Origin of the sequence: Lentzea sp., assembly GCF_035525475.1 — a bacterium.
Lineage (GTDB): Bacteria > Actinomycetota > Actinomycetes > Mycobacteriales > Pseudonocardiaceae > Lentzea.
Genome location: NZ_DATLEC010000073.1, coordinates 1 through 18,095 on the forward strand (window position 1 = coordinate 1; position 18,095 = coordinate 18,095).

The window sequence follows — 18,095 nt, forward strand, 5'->3', positions numbered from 1 at the left end:
GCTCATGCGCCGCCGGGTCGACCTCCCCGCTCTGGCAAGGGCTTCCGCGGGTCTCGCGGAGTGCGTGGCGGGCATCCGCCTGCACAGCACCGGGAAGGTCGTCCGCATGTCCCCCGGCGGCACCGAGGCCGCCGCGCCGCGGCCCCTGTCGTCGAAGGCCCCCGTCACGCTCGACGACGAGGAGATCGGCGAGGTCTGGCTGGAACGGGCAGGGGCGTGGCCGCTCGACGAGGTGCTGCTGGACCGGCTCGCGATCGCCGTGGCGGCCGTGGTCGAGCGCTACGGGCCCGCCCGCACGACGATGGCCGATCCCGCGCTGGTCGAGCTGGTGGTCAGCGCCGGCAGCGACGAGGCGGGACGGGCGCGGGCGTTGCGCCTGCTGGGCTTCGCGCCGGACCAGCGGCTCCACGTCGCCGCGGTCAGCTCGGACCTCGCGCTGGACCGGGTCGCGACGGCGGTGTGCGGGCGGCACCTGGTGAAGGCCGCGCCCGTGGGCGCGGAGGGCGTTCTGCTCGCCACGGGGCTGGGCGGCTTCCCTCCCGGCGTCCGGGCGGGTGTCGGCACCGACGCCCACCCCGCCCGCGCCTGGACCGAGGCACGGACCGCCCTGCGCTTCACCACCGAGCGCACGCCCGTCGTCCGCCACCGCGACCTGGGAGCGCTGGCGCTGCTCGCGGAGGTCCCCGCGGAGGTCCTGCTCGCCAACGCCGACGTCGTCGCGGTCGCCGGCCTGTCCACTGAGGACCTGGCGACGCTGGACGCGTACTGCGCCACCGGTTCGCTGCGCAAGGCCGCCGACCTGCTGCACCTGCACCACAGCAGCGTGTCGCGCCGCCTGGAGCAGATCGGCGGGGTCCTCGACGTCACCGACCCGGCACGGCTGAAGCTCGCCCTCGCCGCCTTCCGGCTGGGACGCGACTAACTCTCTCGTTTCTCTTCTGGCAACCGCATTCCCCGTGCCTGCGGGTGATCGCTCATCCGATCAAGCGTCCCCTGTCCGGTGTGGACTCCCCCGCCAGGTGGCCTGCGCCGTCAGCGCAGCCGTACCGGGTTTCGCTCTTTCAGCTGGTAGGCGCTGGACAGGTTTTCGACCCCATGACGCGGCTACTCCGAATGGTGCAACCAGTGTTCCGCCGGAGAGGGGAGAACTTCAGCACGGGACACCGGTTCGGCGGCAGGCACGAGACCTGCGGCTCGGATGCCGACGTGCTCCGGACCGCGGACGAACCGGGCGGCCGCACCAGAAGACGCCTCGCATGAAAGGAAGAACATGCGCAAGAACGTCAAAACAGGCTTGCTGGCCGCGGTCGTGGCCAGCGGTCTGGTCCTGGCCGGCGGTCCGGCCGCCAGTGCCGGCATCGGCGCGCTCCACTCGTTCCCCACGGGTGGCTGGGGTCACCACCACGGGTACGGCGGGTGGTACGGCGCCGACGCCGACGCATCCGCTGTGGCCGGGCATGGCGCGCCCTCCGGGCACGGCGGCCACGCCGTCAGCAACAACTACGCGATTTCCGGGGAGACCGGCGACTCCGGCGACTCCGGTGACACCGGCGACAACGACGCCACCGTGCTCTGCGTGTACGCCAACTGCGTGGTGGGCACCGGCTCCGGCGACTCCGGTGACACGTCCACGGGAGACTCCGGCAACGCGGGCAACCACAGCACCACCAACGGCGGCAACACCGGCCACGGCGGCAACGGCGGCAACGCCGACGCCTACGCCGCGGCGGAGAACTCCACTGAGACCGACGGGGACGACGACGCCGACGCCCACAGCAACACCGCGGCCGCGGCGAACGCCACGGCCGGACACGGCGCGCCTTCCGGCAACGGCGGCCACGCCGTCAGCCACAACTACGCGATTTCCGGGGAGACCGGCGACTCCGGCGACTCCGGTGACACCGGCGGCAACGACGCCACCGTCCTCTGCGTCTACGCCAACTGCGCGGTCGGCACCGGCTCCGGCGACTCCGGCAACACGTCCACGGGCGACTCCGGCAACGCCGGCAACCACAGCACCACCAACGGCGGCAACACCGGCAACGGCGGTGACGGCGGAGACGCCGCTGCCGGAGCGGAGAGCTCGACCTCGACCCACAACTGGGACGACGACGCCGAGGAGTCGGACAGCAAGGGCACCGAGGACGACGAGGACTCCGACTCGACCGACGGCGACTCGGTCCACAGCGACACCAACACTACGGCGAACGCCACGGCGAACGCCACGGCCGGAAACGGCGCGGCTTCGGGCAACGGCGGCCACGCCGTGAGCGAGAACGTCGCGGTGTCCGGTGAGTCCGGCGACTCCGGCGAGTCCGGTGACACCGGCGACAACGACGCCTACATCGACAACGACGCCTACCACGGCCACCACGGCGACCACAACGGCTACCACGGCAACGACAACGAGTCCGACGACAACGACAACGACTCCTGGGTGATGTGCGCCCACGACAACTGCCTGCACGACAACGACAGCGACCTCGCCGTCGGCACTGGCTCCGGTGACTCCGGCGACACGTCCACCGGCGACACCGGCTACGCGGCCAACTACAGCGCCACCAACGGCGGCGACAGCGGCAACGGCGGCCACGGCGGCGACGCCGAGGCGTGGTCGGCGAACCTGGCCGAGGCGGTGAACGGCTGACCGACTGACCATCCGCGGGAGCGGGCGGGATCCGGTGCTCCGATCCCGCCCGCTTCCCCTGCGTTCCTCTAGCCTTGGGCGGTCGGCCGCACGGCGATCTCGTTCACGTCGACGTCGTCCGGCTGCTCCAGGGCGAACGCGACGGCGCGGGCGATCGCGTCCGGGTGGATCGCGATCCGGTCGCGCATCTCCGCGATCCGCGTCCGCACCTCGGCGTTGCTCGACGCCTCCGCGAAGCCGGTGTGCACGAAACCGGGGAACACCGTGGTCACCCGCAGCGCGGGTCCGGCTTCCTGGCGCAGGCCCTCGCAGATCGCCCGGACGGCGACCTTGGTGCCCGCGTAGACCGCCATGTTCGGCACGACGGTGAACGCGGCGGTGGAGGCGGTGGTGACGAAGTGCCCCGACTGCTGCGCCCGGAACACGGGCAACGCGGCCGCGATGCCGTGCAGCACTCCCTTGATGTTGACGTCGACCATCTCGTCCCACTCGTCGACGCGCAGGTCGTCGAGCGGCGAGATCGGGCCCGCTCCCGCGTTGCCCACCAGCACGTCGAGCCTGCCGTACCTCTCCTGTGCCAACGCCACCAGTGCGTGCAGGTCCTCGCGACGGGTCACGTCGGTGCGCGTGTGCACGGCGCTGCCGCCCGCGCTCTCGATCTTCGCCACCAGCTCCGCCAGGCGATCCTGCCGGCGTGCGCCGAGCACGAGGCGCGCGCCCCGTTCCGCGAGCAGCAGAGCTGTCGCCTCACCGATCCCGCTGCTCGCACCGGTGATCGCCACGACCTTGCCGTTGATTCCAGCCATGACCTCAGCCTGAGACGTGCTCAGCCTGGTATCCAGAGCCGCCTTATGCTGGAACTGGAGGTGCCAGCATGCCAAGCCTTGCCGACCAGCGCCACGAGCTGGGCCTGTTCCTGCGCAGCCGCCGGGAGCGGCTCACCCCAGCAGAGGCGGGTCTGCCGCGCACGTCCCGGCGCCGCACACCGGGTCTGCGCCGCGAGGAGCTCGCGGTGCTCGCCGGCATCAGCGCCACCTGGTACACGTACCTGGAGCAGGGCCGTGACGTGCGGGCGTCCGACCAGGTGCTCCGCTCGCTGGCCTCCGCGCTGGGGCTCGACCGGTCCGAAAAGGACCACCTGTTCCGGCTCGCGGGCCTCCCGGTGACCGGCTCGCCCGAACAGGAGCCGCTGGCCGCGGAAGTGGCCGCCGTGCCAGGACTTCTGCACCCGCATCCCGCGTACGTCATCGGCGCCACCTACGACGTCCTCGCCCACAACGAGGCGGCGGCAGCGCTGTTTCCCAGTCTCACAGGGGAAAGGCCGAACTTCGCGCGCTGGACGTTCACCGCCGCGGAGGCTCGGCACGTCGTGGTCGACTGGGAACCCGAGGCACGGCACCTGCTCGCCCGGCTGCGCACCCTCGCCGGCAGGCACCCCGGCGACGAGCGGTTCACCCTGCTGATCGACGAACTGCACGCGGCCAGCCCCGAGGTGCGCTCCTGGTGGCCGCACCACGAGGTGCGGGCGCAGCGCGTGGCCGGGCGGAAACGCTTGAGGCACCCCGATCTCGGGCCCGTCGACTACGCCTACACGGCGTTCCACCCCGCCGAGCAGCCCGACCAGACCCTGGTGATCTACTCGGACGCCCGGCCCTGCTGACCCTCAGGCCGCCCGCGGGTACAGGCGTGCCATCCCCGGTGGCGCGGTGAAGGGCGCCCACGTGCCCTCCGCCTGCGCCAGCCGGTCGGCCACCACCCACAGAACGGTGGCGTTGAAGCCGTATCCCAGGTGCGAGGACGACACCTGGACGCTCTCGCGCCGCGGTCCCGGTTCCTCGACGCACGACTCCCACGACACGATCCCGTCGGTCTTGGAGTAGATCGACGTGGCGGGCACCGGGATCGGCGGCCGCGTGCGCTCCGGCGGCGGGAACTCCTCGCGCGGGATGTGCAGACGGGAGAACAGGGCGAAAGCGGGCATCGCCCGTGACTGCACGGGATCGCTCATGTTGTACGGCGATCCGAGCGTGATCACCTGGCGCACGCGGTGCGGGTGGTCGCGCGCCATCTCGCGCGCGAAGATCCCGCCGAGCGACCAGCCCACGACGGACACAGGCCCGCCGTGCTCGTCGGACACCTTCTTCACCAACGCGTGCATGCCGTCGACCGCGCGGCGCGTGGGACCGATGTTGGGCCCCAGCCCCCACCCGTGGACCCGGTAGCCCAGGCCGGTCAGGAACCGGCGCAGCATCACGGTCGACGAGTCGGCGGCTCCGAGACCGGGGAACACCAGGACGGGGTGGCCGTCACCCGACGGCGCACCGCGCAGCATCGACCGCGTGGCGACGAACTCGCTCACGTCCAGGGCGCAGCGGGTGGGCTCGGTGAGGTACCAGAAAAGACCGGGAGCACTGCCTCTGACGAGGTGCAGGGGCGAAGCGGCAGCTTCGAGGACTTCGTCCGAAGGTACGGCAGACATACGAGCCTCCCCACACGTCGACAACCCCGAGCCGGCGCACCGAGCGGCTGTGCCCGGTGAGTCCATGATGTTTCGCGATCGATCTTTTTGCCAGCACTTTCGAGTCTCGATTCGCAACGCGCAGGTAACCCGGCGGCAACCGCGCCGCAGTTAACTGCCGCTCACCTGCATGGACGTCGATTGAGACGGAAAGCTGCTCTAGTGTTTTTCGAGTGGATCGGATGAGCTCACTCGACGCAGGCTTCTACTTCATCGAGGACGAGAACGTGCCCATGCACGTCGGTTCCGTCCTCGTTTTCGAAGGGCCGGTCCCGTCCTACGGTGACGTGATCCGCCTCTTCCTGGCGCGCATGGACCAGGTGCCGCGTTACCGGCAGAAGGTGAAGGCGTTGCCGTTCCACGTGGGTCGCCCGGTCTGGGTCGACGACGACCACTTCAACGTCCTGTACCACGTGCGGCACACCGCCGTTCCGTCACCGGGCGGCGAGGACCAGCTGCGCAACCTCGCAGGCCGGATCTTCGCGCAGAAGCTCGACGACTCGAAGCCGCTGTGGGAGGCGTGGCTCGTCGAGGGGCTCGAGGACGGCCGCTGGGCGATCATCTCGAAGGTCCACCACTGCATGATCGACGGAGTGTCCGGTTCGGACATGGTGCAGCTCATCCTGGACTTCCGGAAGGACGGCGTGCTGCCGGACCCCGTCGAGTGGAAGCCGGCCCCGCAGCCGTCGACCCTCGACCTGGTGGTCGACGGGGTGCGCGACGCCGTGGTGACGCCGGTGCGACACCTCGCCGCACTGCCTGCGTTAGCGCGGAACCTGCGTTCCCTCAGCGAGATCGTCGACTTCGGCAAGTCCGTCCTCGGTTCGGTTCCCGGCACGGCACGCCGGTTGGTCACGCGTGCGGCGACTTCGCTCAACGGTCCTATCGGGCCGCACCGCCGGTGGGTGTGGGCACGGGCGGACCTGGCTGAGATCAAGCAGATCCGCGTGGCCGCCGGTGGCACGGTCAACGACGTCATCCTCACGGCGATCACGCGCGGTTTCCGCGACCTGCTGGAGAAACGCGGCGAGCTGACCGAGGGCATGGTCGTGCGGACCATGGTGCCCGTGTCGATGCGCAAGGCGGACCAGCACAACGAGCTGAACAACCGCGTCAGCGCCGTGCTGGTGAACCTGCCCGTCGGCGAGGCGGACCCGGTCAAGCGCCTCGCGTCGATCCGCGAGCAGATGGACGACCTGAAGGGCTCGCGCCAGGCCGCCGGCGCCGACGTGATCACCAACCTGTCGAACTTCGCCGCGCCGACGCTGATGGCGCTGGGCTCGCGGACCGCGATGCGGTTCCCGCAGCAGATCCTGCAGACCGTCACCACGAACGTGCCCGGCCCGCGCGTCCCGCTCTACCTGCTCGGCCGTCCGCTGGTGGAGATGTTCCCGTACGTGCCGATCGCCTCGACGATCCGGATCACCGTCGGCATCTTCTCCTACCTCGACCGGTTCACGTTCGGCATCAACGCGGACTTCGACGGCGTGCCGGACGTGCAGCTGCTCGCCGACGGCATCCGCGCCGGGTTCGACGAGATGGCGGCACTGGCGGCCGAACCGGCGGAGAGGACCGGGGCGGCGCGGAAGGTCGTGCAGGCCGCTGCCGTGAAACCCGCTGCCGTGAAACCCGCTGCCGTGAAGCCCGCTGCGGTGAAGCCTCGGGCCGCTCGTGCCGCCAAGCCGGTGTCCAAGGCGGCGAACAACGGCGCGAAGCCGGGGACCACGGCCTGACGGCCTCGGCGGGTCAGCTCGCGGACGTGCTCAGGCGGTGGGTGTCCATCCACTCCAGGACCCGCTCGGACACGACCTCGGGGATCTCCATCTGGGGAACGTGACCGACGCCCGCGTACTCGTCGTAGCGCCAGTGCGGGTGCCTGCGCGCGACGAACCGGGCCGCGGCGACGTTGACGAGCCTGTCCTTGTCGCCGCTCATCAGGAACACCGGCACGCGGATCTCGCGCATCGCCGCGTAGTAGGCGCCGCGCTTGGACGACGTGAACACGGTGCTGCGCGCGGCCGAGAGGAACGCGTCGTCGAGCCCTTCGACCTTGGCGCGCTCGCCGATGAGGTGCTCCGACGCCAGCTTGAGCTCCTCGGGGATGCCCGTCGGGTCAGCGCAGACCAGTTCCAGCACCCGGTCGACCTGCCGGCGCGCGGAGGCGGTCCTCCCCCTCGCCAGGAAGCGCTTGCCCAGCCCCGGCACCGAGTACAGGAAGAACGTGCCGAGCATCGTCGGGTCCGGCCGCGTCCCGAACACCATCGGCAGCGCGGGGTCGACCAGCACCAGTCCCCTGACCATCCCGGGGTCCTGCGCGGTGTGGAGGAGGGAGATCATCCCGCCCATCGAGTTGCCGACCAGCACCACCGGCTCCCCCACGACCTCGGCGACGAACCGGCCGAGGAGCCGCGAGTTGGCCTGGACGGTGGTCAGCCGCCCCTCGGGGTTGGTCAGCCCGTGCCCGGCGAGGTCGACGGCCACCACCCGCGCCCTGCGGGCGAGCAACGGCGCCAGCAGCACCCAGTTGAGGTGCGACCCGCCGAGCCCGTGCACGAGGACGATGCGCGGCCCGTCGTCCGGTCCGCCGAAGTCGACCCAGTGCACGGGCCCGTCGAGGTCCGCGTAGTGGCTCGTGCCGCCGAAGTCCGCCGCAGTCGTCATACCAACCAGTATGTCGCTTGGACCTACCGGGAGGTAGCCGCCAGAGCGGCCGATGTTGGCACCAGTTTCACGCACTCACCCCTACGTTCGGGAGCGTGGCACATCTGGGGGTAGCCGAACTGGCGGACGTCGCGCACGCCGCCTACGGCCGTGAACTGCGCGACGTCGCCCGTCTGCGCGGCGGCAGCAAGAAGGGCGTCTACCGCCTGACGCTCGACGACGGCACGACAGGCGTCGCCTACGTGTGGCGGGCGAGTGAGGACTACTGGCCCGAGCACGAGTACGACCCGTTGTTCGGCAACGCGAGCGGACGCGATCTGTTTCTCACGGCCCACACGGCGCTATCAGAGGCCGGGATGTGCGTGCCGCGGCTGGTGCTGGTCGACCGCGACGTGGTCGTCGTCGAGGACCTGGGCGGTTCGTTCCTCGAAAAGCAGCTCGACGACCCAAAACCGCTGGAACGCCTGTGGGACGACGTCGAGGCCATGCACCAGCGCCTCAGCCCGCGCTACGGCCGCCCCAGCGCACTGCAGCCCACCGACGCGCCACCGATCCCGGACGTCGTGCTGAAACGAGCCCTCGGACACCTGGAAGACTGCTCCACAAGGGTTCCCCGGATCGCGGCGGCTCGCGAACACCTGGAAACCCTTCTGCGCCAACGGCACTCGCTGATCGAGCCGCGCACCCGGTACGGCCTGATCCACGGCGAACTGGGACCCGACCACGTGCTCGTGGCAGACGGACGGCCGGTGCTGATCGACATCGAGGGCACGATGTTCTTCGACGTCGAGTGGGAGCACGTGTTCTTGCAACTGCGGTTCGGCCGGCACTACCGCCCGGTGCCCGGTTTGGACCCCGCGCGCCTCGCGCTGTACCGGCTGGCGATGCACCTGTCGCTCGTCGAGGGCCCGCTCCGGTTGCTGGACGGCGACTTCCCGCACCGCGACGCGATGCTGGCCATCGCCGAGCACAACGTCGAACGCGTGCTGGAAGAGCTACACGCCGTGTGACGGGTGGCCGTACAGACCGGCCCCCGCGATCTCCAGCGTCGTGAGGAACGTGGCCGAGGCCTGGTAGGAGGCCTCGACCAGTTGCGCGGTGTGCGTGAAGTCCAGCGGCGTCACGGCCTGCACGGGCGGGCCCGGCAGGTAGAGCACGGGTGCCTGCCGCGAGGCCAGCTCCACCTCCAGCACGGCCTGGTTGCGCATGCCCAGCGTCGCCCAGAACAGCAGCGTCTCGGCGAGCGTCTGCGGCACGGTCGGCAGGTGGCCGGGGAAGGCGCAGTCCAGCACCACCAACGACTTCGCGCCCATCGCCAGGGCCTGCCGGATCGGGACGTTCGCGAGCACCCCGCCGTCGTAGAGCACGCGGTCGCCGATCTTCACCGGCGGGTAGACGCCCGGGATCGCCGCGCTGGCGAGGATCGCCGGGACCAGCGGGCCCGACGTGATGTTCACGGCCTCGCCCGTCACGCAGTCCACCGACACCGCGCCGAACGGCAGCGCCAGGTCCTCGAACTCCGTGCTGCCGTCGAGCCCCTCGGCCAGCACGCCGGCGAGACCGGTGTTCGGGAAGAGGTAGGTCTTGTTGGTGCGCAACGACTTCAGCTGCGCCAGCGGGCCACCGGGGAACACGCGCTGCCGCGTCATGCCTTCCCACATCACCGCCAGCCGGGAGGCGGCCTCGTCCGGGTCGAGGGCGAGCAGCGACCCGTTGACCGAACCGACCGACGTGCCGACGACGAGATCAGGGCGCACTCCGTGTTCGTGCAGCGCGCGCAACATGCCGACCTGCGCCGCGCCGAGGCTTCCACCTCCGCCGAGCACGAACCCGACTGGTCCTGGCAGTTCGATCGTCACGTGCCGTGATCCTAGGTCTCACCGCGCACCAGGGCTGCCTTCGGTCTGCACTGAAGTCATGAAACGCGGTGAACCAGCAGTGGGATGGCCAGCTCCTGCCGCGTCCGCGAGCCGTGGAACCCGCGCATGGCGTTCCACGTGGGCTCGGCCTGGCTGCGCAGGACGACCGCGGAGTCCTTCATCGCGACGACGACGTCGCCGATCCGGCCGGCCGCGAGCGGGCTGACCGGGCCGAACCACCCGGCCTCCACGGCGTCCTCGCGCGACAGGACCTCCGCCCGTGCTCCGAGGAACTCGCGCCACACGTCCAGCACCTCGCTGCTCGACGTGTGCAGGTAGCGCACGCGGGGCTCACCGGCGATCACGCGCACTCCCTGCCACAGCTGGGGTTCGGTGTCGAAGTCGATCCGCTCGTCGGCGGTGATCATGCCGTGGTCGGCCGTGACCACCAGCAGCGCCCCGGACGGCAGCCGTGCGGCGATGCGCGAGGCCAGCGAGTCCACGAACTCCAGCTGCAGCAACCACTCCGGCGAGCCCGGCCCGTAGAGGTGCCCGATCGTGTCGAGGTCGGGGTGGTAGGCGTAGCAGAACGAGCGGTCCTGCCCGGCCCCCGCGACCGCCCCCAGCGCGAGGTCGCCGAAGCCCGCCGCGCCGCGGAACCACGACCCGCGCAGCACCGCCCTGGTGAGACCGCTGCCGCGGTGCGCCATCGGGGCGACGGAGCTGACCGCGACACCGGCGGCCGACGCGCGTTCGAACACCGTCGGGTGCGGCTGCACGACCTCCGGCACCAGCGTCTTGCGCAGGTCGTGGTGGTCGCCGACACGCGACCACGTCAGCGCGTTGAGCACCTCGTCGCCCACCGCGAACGTGTACCCGACGATGCCGTGCTCACCGGACAGCAGCCCGGTGCCGATCGAGGCGAGGCTGGTGGCGGTCGACGACGGGAAGCCGGCGTCGACGTGCCGCGGGGCCATGCCGGACAGGAACGGGGCGTGCCCGGCGTGCGCGCGGAGCAGCTCGTGCCCGAGCCCGTCGACGAGAAGGAGGACGACACGCCGGGCCGCGGGCAGGCCTAGCGTGTTGTCGGCGCCCGGAACTTCCAGGCCCGACAGCAGTGAGGGGACGACCTCGGCGATGGTCACCAGGACACCGTGCCACGTCGAATCGGACAGCGGGCAGAATGGCGCGCTGTGACAACGCTCATCCACCAGAAGATCGCTGACGAGCTCGGCGTGGCCGCAGGCCAGGTCGGCTCTGCTGTCGAACTCCTCGACGGTGGCGCGACCGTCCCGTTCGTCGCCCGCTATCGCAAGGAGGCGACCGGCGGTCTCGACGACGCCCAGCTGCGCACGCTCGAGGAACGCCTCGGCTACCTGCGCGAACTGGAGGAGCGCCGGGCGGCCGTCCTCAACTCCATCCGCGAGCAGGGCAAGCTCGGCGACGCCCTCGAGGCGCAGATCCTCGCCGCCGACTCCAAGGCGCGGCTCGAGGACCTCTACCTGCCCTACAAGCAGAAGCGCCGCACGAAGGCCCAGATCGCGAAGGAGGCCGGTCTCGAACCGCTCGCCGACGCACTTCTGGGTGATCCTGGCCTGAACCCCCAGGAGGAGGCGGCGAAGTTCGTCGACCCCGGCAAGGAGGTCGCCGACGCGACGGCCGCCCTGCAGGGCGCGCGGGCCATCCTGGTCGAGCGGTTCGGCGAGGACGGCGACCTGATCGGCGAGCTGCGCGAGCGGATGTGGACGCGCGGCCGCGTCGTCTCCAAGGTCCGCGAGGGCAGGGAGACCGAGGGCGCCAAGTTCTCCGACTACTTCGAGTTCGACGAGCCCTTCTCCAAGCTGCCGTCCCACCGCATCCTGGCGCTGTTCCGCGGCGAGAAGGAGGAGGTCCTCGACCTCGTCCTGGAGCCGGAGGAACCCGTCGAGGAGGGCCCGTCGTCGTTCGAGGTGCGCATCGCCGCGCGGTTCGGCATCGACGACCGCGGGCGCCCTGCCGACAAGTGGCTCACCGACACCGTGCGCTGGGCGTGGCGGACCAGGATCCTCGTGCACCTGGGCATCGACCTGCGCGGGCGACTGCGCCAGTTCGCCGAGGACGAGGCCGTGAAGATCTTCGCGTCCAACCTGCGCGACCTGCTGCTGGCCGCCCCGGCCGGCACGCGCGCCACGATGGGCCTCGACCCCGGCTACCGCACCGGCGTGAAGGTCGCGGTCGTCGACGCCACCGGCAAGGTCGTCGCGCACGGCGTCATCCAGCCGCACGTGCCCGCGAACCGCTGGGACGAGTCGATCGCGAAGCTCGCGGCCATGGCGAAGGCGCACGACGTCGACCTGATCGCGATCGGCAACGGCACGGCGTCGCGCGAGACCGACAAGCTGGCCGCCGACCTGATCAAGCGCCACCCCGAGCTCGGGCTCACCAAGATCGTGGTGTCCGAGGCGGGCGCGTCGGTCTACTCGGCGTCGGCCTACGCGTCGGCGGAGCTACCCGACCTCGACGTGTCGATCCGCGGCGCCGTCTCGATCGCCCGCCGACTGCAGGACCCGCTGGCCGAGCTCGTGAAGATCGACCCGAAGTCGATCGGCGTCGGCCAGTACCAGCACGACCTGTCGGAGTCGAAGCTGTCGCGCTCGCTCGACGCGGTGGTCGAGGACTGCGTGAACGCGGTCGGCGTCGACCTCAACACCGCCTCCGTGCCGCTGCTGGCCCGCGTCTCCGGCATCACCACCGGTCTCGCGGAGAACATCGTGCTGCACCGCGACCAGAACGGCCCGTTCAGGACGCGCACGTCGCTGAAGAACGTGGCGCGGCTCGGCCCGAAGGCGTTCGAGCAGTGCGCGGGCTTCCTCAAGATCCGCGGCGGTGACGAGGCGCTGGACGCCTCCTCCGTGCACCCCGAGGCGTACCCGGTCGTGCGGAAGATGCAGCAGGAGGCGGGCGCCGAGCTGATCGGCAACACCGCGGTGCTCACGAAGCTGCGCCCGGAGGAGTTCGTCGACGAGAAGTTCGGCCTGCCGACCGTCACGGACATCCTGAAGGAGCTCGAGAAGCCGGGCCGCGACCCGCGGCCGGCGTTCAAGACGGCGACCTTCGCGGACGGCGTCGAGAAGATCGCCGACCTCAAGCCCGGCATGGTGCTGGAGGGCGTCGTGACGAACGTGGCCGCGTTCGGCGCGTTCGTGGACATCGGCGTGCACCAGGACGGCCTCGTGCACATCTCCGCCCTGTCCAACAACTACGTGAAGGACCCGCGCGACGTCGTGAAGTCCGGCGACGTGGTGCGCGTCAAGGTGCTGGAGGTCGACGAGGCCCGCAAGCGCATCGGCCTGACGCTGCGGCTGACCGACGAGCCGGGCAAGCCCGCTCCGAAGCAGCAGGGCGGCGGTGGCGGCGGTCGTGACCGTCGTCCGCAGCGCGGCGGGCAACCGCAGCGCGGTGGTGGCCAGCAGCGCACCTCGGCGCCGCCCGCGACCGGGTCGATGGCGGAAGCCCTGCGGAAGGCCGGTTTCGGCAAGTAGGTCCGACGAGGACGGGCCCCTCCCGACACCGGGAGGGGCCCGTCTCATGTGGTGCCTACTTGGCGCGCGTGCCCTTCGCCTTCACCAGCTCGGACTCGAACAGCTCCTCGACGGTCGTGAGGCCGCCGGGTGCCTCCCGGTCGACCTTGGTGATGTACGACTGCGTCGCCGAAGGCCGTCCCACCAGCGAGTACCGCAGCGGGCCGGTCAGGCCCTGGGTCTCCAGGCCGGTGGTGTCCTGGAAGGCCTTCAGCACGCCGTCGCGCGTGAGGTCGCCCTCCTTGCAGGCCTTCTCCACGACCGACAGGAACACCTTCGCGACGGTGTAGCCGTGGTCGACGTAGATCGCGGGCTTGTCGTCCGGGTAGTACTTGGTGAACGCCGCCGCCACCTCGCGGGGGCCGGGCTGGGTGCCGGTGAACGGTGCCACCGACGTCACCACCGACAACTGCTTCTCCACGGCGGGGCCGACGGGCGAGTCCAGGATCGCGGTGTCGAAGCCGACCACGTTGACCATGAACGGCACCTCCCACTTCAGCGCCGCCGCGACACCGACGGCCGCCGCGGTCTGGGCGGGGGTGGTGCTGAGCATGACGGCCTTCGCGCCGGACGCCTTGAGCGCCGCGATCTGCTGGGCGAGGTCGGCCGTGGTCTCGCTGATGGGCTGCTCGGCGATCCTCATGTTCCACTGCTGGCCGACGAACCGGCTGCCCTCGACCGCGTTGTCGCCGTAGCTGCCCTGGACGAACACGTGACCGACCGTATCGCCGTCCTTGATGACTCCGCGTCGCTTGTAGTGGTCGAGCGCGTTGATGACGTCGAGGTCGTAGGTCGTCCCCACGATCATCATGTGCGGGTTGCCGAGCAGCGACGCGGCCCACGACGCGGGCGCCGTCAGCGTGCGGGTCTGCATGATGTCCGGCTCGATCGCGGCGGTCATCGGGGTGCCCGCGAGCTCCAGCAGCCCCAGGACCTGCGGTTCCAGGTCGAAGTAGCCGTCGAGTGCCTTCTGCACGTCGTAGGCGTGGTCCTTCTGCTTGAGCTCGATCCGGCGGCCGCAGATGCCGCCCCGGTCGTTGACCTGCTTCAGGTACAGCTCGTAGCCCTTGATCCGGGTCAGCGCGGACGCTTTGAACGGTCCCGTCATGTCGGACAGGATGCCGAGGGAGATCGTGTCGTCGGTAACGCCCGGCCCGGTCTTGACCTGGGCTTTCTCGTCGTCTCCCGCGCCGCAGCCGGCCACGAGGACGGCGAGCGCCACGACGGTGGGCAGCACACGGCGGAAGGGCATGCAGGGTCCTTGTCCAAACGATCGAGGCCTACTAAGCGGTAGCTCAGTATTGGGTGAGGGCCCACACAATGGCCCCTTATGTGCTACGGAACACAGATCCGCAAGGTTCATGTGACTACCGCCCCACTACGGAGTGTGCTAGCTCTTCGGTACCGAACGAAATGAGACACAGCGTCGCCGCTGACATTTCGGGTACTCGGTGCACATGGCTGACGACGTGATCACTCTTCTGCACCGGCAACACGAACAGATCCGCACGCTTTTCACCGAGGTCGAGACGGCTTCCGGGGACGAACGGAAGGACGCGTGGCGTCGGCTGGTGCGGCTCCTCTCGATCCACGAGACCGCGGAGGAGGAGATCGTCCATCCCGCTGTGAAGCGCGCGGACGGTGGCGAGCCGATCGTCGACGCACGGGTGGCGGAGGAACGCCGCGCGAAGGAGCTCCTCAGCACGATGGACAGCATCGGGCCCGACGCCGAGGGGTTCGACACCCTGCTAGTGCAGCTGCGCGACGACGTTCTCGCGCACGCGGACCACGAGGAGCAGGCCGAGTTCCCGTTGCTGCGCGAGCTCTACGACCAGGAACGCCTCGAACGCATGGCGAAGGCCGTGGAGGCCGCCGAGGCGATCGCGCCGACGCGCCCGCATCCCGGTGTGGAGAGCCCCATCGCGAACCTGGCGCTCGGCCCTGTCGTGGCCGTCGTCGACAAGGCACGGGACGCCATCCGCAAGGTCCTCGGGTGAGGATCGTCGTCACCGGCGGCTCCGGCAACGTCGGCACCGCGCTACGCCGTCACCTCGCGTTCGAGGACGTGGGTGTGGACGTGCGCGAGCTGTCGTCGTTGCGGGACGCCATCCGCGGTGCGGACGTCGTGGTGCATCTGGCGTGGGCGATCAAACCGACTGACCAGGCGACGAACGTCGACGGCAGCGAACACGTGCTGACGGCGTGCGTCAAAGAAGAGGTCGGCCATCTCGTCGTAGCGTCCTCGGTCGCCGCATACGGACCAGCGCCGCGCTATCAGCGCGTGGATGAGTCATGGGCGCTGACGGGCATTCCAGGCAACACCTACAGCGCGCACAAGGTGCGGCTGGAGAAGATGGTCCAGCGCTATCCGTTGCCGTGCGCGGTGATCCGCCCGTGCGGCATCGGTCAGGCGTCCGCCGCCGAGCAGGTGCGCCGCTGGCTGCTCAGCCCGCTGCTGCCGCCGAAGCTGCTGCCGTGGCTGCCGATCCCGTTGTGGAACGACCTGCGGCTGCAGCTCGTGCACTCGGACGACGTGGCCAGGGCGATCGTGGAGATCGTGCGGCGCAAGGCGGTGGGGGCGTTCAACCTCGCCGCCGAGCCGGTGCTGACCGCGCCGATGATCGCCGGGCGCGTCGGCATCGGCCGGCTGCCGGTGTCGTACTCGGTGGCGGAGAGGCTGGCGGATGTCACAGCACGGTTGCGTTTGCAGCCGTTGACGCCGGAGTGGGTACGCATGGCGGACCAGGCACCGCTCGTGCGGACCACACGAGCGCACGAGGATCTGGGATGGTGGCCCGAACACGACGCGCGTGATGTGCTGCGCGAGGTCGTGACGGCGATGGGAGGACGTGCGTGAACGAGGTCGACGCTGTCGTCATCGGCTCCGGCCCGAACGGGCTGGTCGCCGCGGCCCTGCTGGCGGACGCCGGCTGGGACGTGCTGGTGCTCGAGCAGCGCGCCATACCCGGCGGCGCCGTCGCGTCGGCCGAGGTCACGGCGCCGGGCTTCACGAACGACCTCTACAGCGCGTTCTACCCCCTCGGGCTCGGATCCCCGGTCATCAAGGCGTTGAACCTCGACGTGCAGTGGGAACACGCACCGGCCGTGCTCGCCCATGTGCTGCCGGACGACCGCGTGGCGCTTCTCTCTCGCGACGTCGAGGCCACGGCGAAGTCAGTCGGCGCGTTCGCACACGTGGACGCCGAGCGGTGGCAGGCGGAGTACGCGCGCTGGATGAGCTTGCGCGACGCCGTGCTCGAATCGCTGATGCGTCCCTTCCCGCCGGTGCGCGGCGCGTTGTCGCTGCTGAAGGCAGCGGGTATCGGTGACGCTCTGCGTCTCGCCCGCACGTTGACTCTGCCGGTGCGCCGTCTGGGCGAGGAACTCTTCGAGGGTGAAGGCGCCCGTGTGCTGCTGGCGGGCAACACGATGCACACGGACCTCGGCCCGGACCAGGCAGGCGGCGCGGGCTTCGGCTGGCTGCTCGCCATGCTCGGCCAGGACGTCGGCAACCCGGTCCCCCGTGGCGGAGCAGGTGAGCTGACGGCGGCTCTGGTGCGCCGCTTCGGCGGACGCATCGAGACCAACGCGCGGGTGACCTCACTGCTACACGCGCGCGGTGTGGCCGTCGGCGTGCGTCTGGCGGACGGTTCCGTCGTGCGCGCACGCCGAGCCGTCCTGGCCGACGTCCCCGCACCGTCGCTCTATCTGGACCTGATCGGCGGCGACGCGCTGCCGTCCAGGCTCGCCGACGACCTCAGGAAGTTCCAGTGGGACGGCGACACGATCAAGGTCGACTGGGCACTGTCGGGCCCGATCCCGTGGACCAACCCGGAAGCCGCCCAGGCGGGCACCGTCCACCTCGGCGGTGACGTCAACGGCATGGCCGGCGTCGCCCACGAACTCGCGTGCGGCAAGGTCCCGCGCACCCCGTTCATGGTCATAGGCCAGATGACGACGACCGACCCGTCACGCTCCCCTGCCGGCACCGAAGCCGCCTGGGCGTACACACACGTCCCGTTGGGCGGCAAGTGGACCGAGGACCGCCTCAAGCGCCGTGCGGACCGCATCGAGCAGGTCATCGAGGAACGCGCGCCGGGCTTCCGCTCGCGCATCCTCAAGCGCTCGGTGCTCGGTCCCGAGCAGATCGGCACGGTCAACGGCGGCACCGCGGCCATCCACCAGCAGCTGATCTTCCGGCCCGTGCCCGGCCTGGGTCGCGCGGACACCCCGTTCGACCGGCTCTACCTGGCGGGTTCGTCGGCGTGGCCGGGTGGCGGGGTGCACGGCGCGGCCGGGGCGAACGCGGCTCGTGCGGCGCTGGCGCGGTGGGGCGCGGCGGGCGGGCTGTACAAGGCTCTGATCCAGGGCGCGAACAAAGCGCTCTACTGACAGCGCTCTACTGGCAACCGCTCTGTTGACGGCCGCTTCTACTGACGACCTTGAGCCAGCGCGCTGAGGCGCTGCAGGGTCTCCTTGTTGCGCGGAATGAGAAGCGCGTCCTGCACGAACTTCGGCAAGAACGCTGACGGCCCGCGCACCACGCGCTCGGCCATCCGCACGTATGTGAGCTCCATGCCCTGCGCCTGCAGGGTGAAGAGGATCCGCGCTGCCCCCACCGGCCACAACCGGGCGTCCAGCTCCAGCAGCCGCGACGGCTCGCAGCGCACTACTTCGGTGGTGTCCTGGATGACCAGCGGCCACGGCCCCACGCTGTGATGGATGCGCGTGCCGCATTTGGGCCACCCGGTGTCCACGTCGCGGATGTGCGTCGCGCCCACCACCCAACCCGCATATGACCACCCGTCGGCGAGTACCGCCCACACGGCGTCGATGGACGCTTCAATGCT

The 18,095-nt window shown here is 70.5% G+C and carries 16 protein-coding genes; 9 read left to right on the forward strand and 7 right to left on the reverse strand.

Annotated elements, in window-relative coordinates:
• Both VM306_RS13105 and VM306_RS13110 read left to right on the forward strand, forming a co-directional pair.
• A partial coding sequence (locus VM306_RS13105; protein WP_325514649.1) for a helix-turn-helix domain-containing protein occupies positions 1 to 922 on the forward strand: 922 nt, incomplete at its 5' end.
• 348 nt (positions 923 to 1,270) lie between these two features.
• On the forward strand, positions 1,271 to 2,647 hold the full coding sequence (locus tag VM306_RS13110; RefSeq protein ID WP_325514651.1) for a hypothetical protein: 1,377 nt from the start codon (positions 1,271 to 1,273) through the stop codon (positions 2,645 to 2,647).
• Between the two features lie 68 nt (positions 2,648 to 2,715).
• On the opposite strand, the gene VM306_RS13115 is transcribed toward VM306_RS13110, so the two are convergent.
• Complete coding sequence (locus tag VM306_RS13115) at positions 2,716 to 3,453, reverse strand: SDR family oxidoreductase (protein WP_325514653.1); 738 nt, start codon at positions 3,451 to 3,453, stop codon at positions 2,716 to 2,718.
• Between the two features lie 68 nt (positions 3,454 to 3,521).
• Here VM306_RS13115 and VM306_RS13120 point away from each other — a divergent pair, with 68 nt between their 5' ends.
• Entirely contained in the window at positions 3,522 to 4,307 is a 786-nt protein-coding gene (locus VM306_RS13120) for a helix-turn-helix transcriptional regulator (protein WP_325514655.1), read from the forward strand.
• A gap of 3 nt (positions 4,308 to 4,310) precedes the next feature.
• On the opposite strand, the gene VM306_RS13125 is transcribed toward VM306_RS13120, so the two are convergent.
• Positions 4,311 to 5,126: an esterase/lipase family protein gene (locus VM306_RS13125; protein ID WP_325514657.1), complete on the reverse strand. Its 816-nt coding sequence runs from the start codon at positions 5,124 to 5,126 to the stop codon at positions 4,311 to 4,313.
• 221 nt (positions 5,127 to 5,347) lie between these two features.
• On the opposite strand from VM306_RS13125, the gene VM306_RS13130 reads away from it, so the two are divergent.
• The gene (locus VM306_RS13130; protein ID WP_325514659.1) at positions 5,348 to 6,898 is read left to right on the forward strand and encodes a wax ester/triacylglycerol synthase family O-acyltransferase; all 1,551 of its coding nucleotides are present in this window, start codon (positions 5,348 to 5,350) and stop codon (positions 6,896 to 6,898) included.
• Between the two features lie 13 nt (positions 6,899 to 6,911).
• Here the strand turns inward: VM306_RS13130 and VM306_RS13135 are convergent, their stop codons facing one another.
• Positions 6,912 to 7,826, reverse strand: a complete 915-nt coding sequence (locus VM306_RS13135; protein ID WP_325514661.1) for an alpha/beta hydrolase — start codon at positions 7,824 to 7,826, stop codon at positions 6,912 to 6,914.
• A gap of 95 nt (positions 7,827 to 7,921) precedes the next feature.
• Between VM306_RS13135 and VM306_RS13140 the strand changes: the two genes are divergently transcribed.
• Complete coding sequence (locus VM306_RS13140) at positions 7,922 to 8,836, forward strand: phosphotransferase (protein WP_325514663.1); 915 nt, start codon at positions 7,922 to 7,924, stop codon at positions 8,834 to 8,836.
• Here VM306_RS13140 and VM306_RS13145 read toward each other — a convergent pair.
• Positions 8,822 to 9,685, reverse strand: a complete 864-nt coding sequence (locus VM306_RS13145; protein WP_325514665.1) for a patatin-like phospholipase family protein — start codon at positions 9,683 to 9,685, stop codon at positions 8,822 to 8,824. The genes VM306_RS13140 and VM306_RS13145 overlap by 15 nt on opposite strands.
• 56 nt (positions 9,686 to 9,741) lie before the next feature.
• Entirely contained in the window at positions 9,742 to 10,830 is a 1,089-nt protein-coding gene (locus VM306_RS13150) for an alkaline phosphatase family protein (RefSeq protein WP_325514667.1), read from the reverse strand.
• A gap of 48 nt (positions 10,831 to 10,878) precedes the next feature.
• On the opposite strand from VM306_RS13150, the gene VM306_RS13155 reads away from it, so the two are divergent.
• A complete protein-coding gene (locus VM306_RS13155; protein WP_325514669.1) occupies positions 10,879 to 13,206 on the forward strand; it encodes a Tex family protein in 2,328 nt (775 codons plus the stop codon).
• 55 nt (positions 13,207 to 13,261) lie between these two features.
• Here the strand turns inward: VM306_RS13155 and VM306_RS13160 are convergent, their stop codons facing one another.
• Positions 13,262 to 14,497 (reverse strand): ABC transporter substrate-binding protein, encoded by a 1,236-nt coding sequence (locus tag VM306_RS13160; RefSeq protein WP_325514671.1) that lies wholly within the window; start codon positions 14,495 to 14,497, stop codon positions 13,262 to 13,264.
• A gap of 205 nt (positions 14,498 to 14,702) precedes the next feature.
• Between VM306_RS13160 and VM306_RS13165 the strand changes: the two genes are divergently transcribed.
• From VM306_RS13165 to VM306_RS13175, 3 genes are read left to right on the forward strand one after another with little or no spacing between them, the layout of a single operon-like run.
• Positions 14,703 to 15,242 carry a hemerythrin domain-containing protein gene (locus tag VM306_RS13165; protein WP_325514673.1) on the forward strand — a complete coding sequence of 180 codons (540 nt, stop codon included), beginning with the start codon at positions 14,703 to 14,705 and terminating at the stop codon, positions 15,240 to 15,242.
• Positions 15,239 to 16,102 (forward strand): NAD-dependent epimerase/dehydratase family protein, encoded by an 864-nt coding sequence (locus VM306_RS13170; RefSeq protein ID WP_325514675.1) that lies wholly within the window; start codon positions 15,239 to 15,241, stop codon positions 16,100 to 16,102. Before VM306_RS13165 ends, VM306_RS13170 begins: the two co-directional genes overlap by 4 nt.
• Positions 16,099 to 17,637 (forward strand): NAD(P)/FAD-dependent oxidoreductase, encoded by a 1,539-nt coding sequence (locus VM306_RS13175; protein WP_325514677.1) that lies wholly within the window; start codon positions 16,099 to 16,101, stop codon positions 17,635 to 17,637. Before VM306_RS13170 ends, VM306_RS13175 begins: the two co-directional genes overlap by 4 nt.
• 38 nt (positions 17,638 to 17,675) lie before the next feature.
• Here VM306_RS13175 and VM306_RS13180 read toward each other — a convergent pair whose 3' ends face one another.
• Complete coding sequence (locus VM306_RS13180) at positions 17,676 to 18,092, reverse strand: SRPBCC family protein (RefSeq protein ID WP_325514679.1); 417 nt, start codon at positions 18,090 to 18,092, stop codon at positions 17,676 to 17,678.
• Between the last annotated feature and the right edge of the window lie 3 nt (positions 18,093 to 18,095).